The organism is Alkalitalea saponilacus, assembly GCF_900168165.1.
In the GTDB taxonomy this organism is placed as follows: domain Bacteria; phylum Bacteroidota; class Bacteroidia; order Bacteroidales; family Marinilabiliaceae; genus Natronoflexus; species Natronoflexus saponilacus.
The window spans coordinates 1-3,886 of sequence record NZ_FUYV01000052.1 but is presented as its reverse complement, the minus strand read 5'-3'; the positions used below and the strand labels follow the sequence as shown (position 1 = coordinate 3,886).

General features: G+C 30.2%; 2 protein-coding genes. Both read left to right on the top strand.

Annotated elements, in window-relative coordinates; translation table 11 throughout:
* Positions 1–177: 177 nt before the first annotated feature.
* Positions 178–3,054 (top strand): HsdM family class I SAM-dependent methyltransferase, encoded by a 2,877-nt coding sequence (locus B5X70_RS17435; protein ID WP_079559181.1) that lies wholly within the window; start codon positions 178–180, stop codon positions 3,052–3,054.
* Positions 3,047–3,661, top strand: a complete 615-nt coding sequence (locus tag B5X70_RS17430) for a hypothetical protein (RefSeq protein WP_079559180.1) — start codon at positions 3,047–3,049, stop codon at positions 3,659–3,661. The genes B5X70_RS17435 and B5X70_RS17430 overlap by 8 nt, the downstream gene beginning before the upstream one ends.
* Positions 3,662–3,886: the final 225 nt, after the last annotated feature.

Below are 3,886 nucleotides of genomic sequence, written 5' to 3'. Positions count from 1 at the left end.
CAACATTTTGTATATGTCAGTTTTGCAGAAACTTTCACGTTTTTAGATAATTTCGGGTGTGCAAAACCGCCACATACAAATCACCGTTGGCGTTCATTGTAAGAGACGATAGTGCAAATTATTACTATTCAAAAATTTTAAAGAAAAGATAATTCGATTATCTTTGAAAGAAAAGAAATGACTAAAGATGTTTTTCGTAAATACTTGATTAACTTAGGATTCACAGATGCTGAATTTTCAAGTTTTTTGCGTGGAAATTACTTCAGTTATTCCCCTGATAAAACTATTACAGCTATAAAATATGTTCTTATTGAAAATGATGAAGAAATATTTAAACATCAGCTTCGATTTTGGAATAAAAATATTGACAATGTTTTTATTGCGGTTGGAAAAGAGAAAACCCACATAGTTGATTGTAAGAAAAAACCTCAAAGTGGTATAATTAAAAGTATTGAATCTTTTGATTATGGTGTTAATACGAAAGGATTTGCAAACATTAACATTGACTTAATTTCAAAAAACTATATTGATTCCTCTTACTTTTTCCAGTTTATCCAACAAAAACAACGCAAAAAACAAGAAGTTGATAAAGATTTGCTATTAAATCTTATCGCTTTAAGGAATGATTTGTTAGATAATGGAAATGAGCAGGTGGTTCATTTAATAATTTTACGATGTTTATTTGTAAAATATTTAGAGGATAGAGGAATATTCACATCAAATTACTTGTCTGGAATATTAGCAAGTAAATCTTCTGATAGGCTAATTGATGCATTTGGTGAAGTATGCAAGATTAATGGAGATGTTTTTGGAGGAAATAGGTTAACAACAGATGATATATGCGAGGAATATTTAGATAAATTGCATTTATTTTTTACAGCAGATTATCAAAGCGGACAAGGTACATTATTTCCATATCAGTTTGATAATATCCCTATTCAGCTTATTAGCCATGTATATGAAGCATTCTTAACCAACAACACTAAAAAAGGGAAGGGCGTTTATTATACCCCTGCGTTTGTGGTAAACTTTATGCTTTCTCAAAGTTTGAAGCAGAAAGCAAATGAAAATCCTTTTCTTACAGTTTTTGACCCAGCAGTGGGTTCGGCTGCATTTCTTGTTGAAAGTTTTAAAATAATCAGGGATGCTCAGGCAAAGAAACTAAATAAAAGCATTCTATCCTACGATGAAAAAAAGCTAATATTACAAAATCAATTATGGGGTGTTGATGTAGATAGTGACGCATTACAAATTTCTGCATTTAGTTTGTATCTTGCTTTGCTTGAAGACGAATCAGCCAAATTTATTCAAGAAAAAATAAAAAAGTCTCACCCAATTCTTCCAAACCTTATTGGAAATACATTGATACACGCAAATACAATTACTGATTTTGTATTTGAAGAAAAGAAATTTGATTTCATTGTTTCAAATCCGCCTTGGGGTTCAGTACCAACAGATGATAATAAAGAGCATATTGAAGAGCGAAAAGCTATTGATAATAAATCAGGAAATTATCCAGAATATAGTAAAGTCGCTGATTATGAGCGCTCCCAGGCGTTTCTAAGAAGAGTTGAGCGATGGCAAAAACCAGATTCTACTATCGTAATGATAGTTAAGAATTCAATCTTCTTAAATGATAAAGCAATTGATTTCAGAAAAGAATTTATCTCGAAGAATAAGCTTGAAACATTTTATGAGCTTTCAGATTACAATAGAATTCTTTTCAAGAAGAAAACATATAAGTCCCCAAAAGTAAATATTGAAATTGGTGCCAGTGAACCTTGTGCCATTGTTGTATTTAAACCTAATGCTAATAATTCAGAATACAAAATCAATTACATTGCACCTAAATTAACAACGCTGGGAGAGCATTTTGAGATTATTCAGTATTCAAATAATGAGTCTTTTTTAGTTGATAGGTTAAAATTTATTGAAAATGATACTCTTTGGAGGGTGTTGGTTAAAGGTGATACAGAAACATTTAGTTTAATTTGTAAAGTTTTTAATCAAAAAGAACTTATAGTTGACTCAAGGGTTGGTTTTCAACCAAGTAAAATTGAAGAAATATATGCAAACCCTCATAATATTGAATTAATCGAGCCAAGCGATTTTATTCGTTATAAAATAATAAAGAAACTAACACTATTTAATTGGAATCAAAAAGTTCGAAGAAGAACGGATTTTAATGTTTTTAAAGGAAGTAGATTAATATTCCCAGTACGCCCTTTGAAAAATGATAATTTTCAAATAAAAGGCATTCTGTTAGAAAATGAAATTCTCCATAAAGATAATATAATATCTATTAAACTTAAAGAAATTAAAGACAATGGAATTCAAGTAGGGAAAGAGCATTTAGGATTATTAAATTCTAAATTATTCAGCTTTTACCTATTTCATATTTCATCACAATGGGGTATAGGCGATGGTAAAAGAGAATCAATTCGTAATATTGATACTCAAAGACTACCCTTTAAGTTAATTAAAAGGCAAGAGCAAGAAAAAATTGTAGAAAATGTTACAAAGTTAATTCGTGAGGGTAATTCAGGTGTAATCGAAAAGGAACTAAATAATAATGTATTTAGATTATACAATTTAACCGATTACGAAAAAGAAATCATCAACGAATTCTACCAGATAAAAGTTGAGCGGGCAAGCGATAAATTAAGAGTTGTTCAACAAAAAGATATTCAGGCATATTTTGAAGCATTCAAAGAATCATTTGAGCTTATTTTATCTCCCAATCGCACATTGAATGCATCATTTTATATTTCATCGAATATAGGCGCAATAATTAAGATTTCAATAATAGAAAAGACCTTTGCAAAAGGGTTAGAACAAGACAATACATTACAAGTATTACATTTTGTAAAAAACAAACAGCTCAACGAAACAGAGAAATTATTGCGAGAAGAAAAAATCAAATTGTATGAACCAACTCATTTTTACCTCATAAAAAGTAATCAGTTCAAAGATTGGACTAGGCGTCAAGCATATAAAGATGCTAAAGAAGAAATAGATTTATTATTCTCAAACCTTCCTGATACAAATGGATAAAAAAAATCAATTTATCCAGTTTGGATTGGAAATGTTAGGATATCAGTCAAAGCAGGATTTGATTGAAAATCTTTTCATAAAATCAATTTACGACACATATAATCGTGTAGATAAAAATATCGGGCTTGAAAACGATATCAGAGACCGTTTTATTTGTGACTTTTATCACAATAGCACTTTACTAAAGGGCTTGATTAATAAAAACATTCTGTTTGTTAATTGGGAAAGGTGGGTGTTTAAAAATGAAGTCGATTTAGGAAGAACAGATTTGTCTTTTGCAATGTCTGGAATTGAATTTATTATTGAATGTAAACGACTAAAAAACTCAAGCCCTAAATATATCAGTGACGGGCTAAGTCGATTTATTAATATGAATTACTCTAAAAATGAACCTTATGCCGGAATGATTGGCTTTATCATAGAGGGAAATATTAAAAGTATTTGTTCATCTTTAATGGAGAAGTGTAAACAAGAAAATTTTATAGAAAGTGAATTTACCCGTTCAAAAGTTGATGGTTTTGAAACTTCTTTTAATACATCACATAAACGAGAAGGAGCCGATGAGATTAATATCTATCATTTGTTTTTAGAATTCAATATGGAATAAACAACGAAACGCCAACATCGTATATAAAACATTTGGCAGTCAGTGGTTTATCGAGTATTTCAGCCCGTATCAAAAGTACTTGTAACTTGACAGGAAAGTGCTTCGAAATGCCAAACGTTTCATATACGCAACCGTTATGCCACATTTCCCCATCAGGGAAGTGGATTTAACACTTAAGTTGTTAATGACAAATGGGAGTATTGAATTATCGAAAGAAAGATGAAT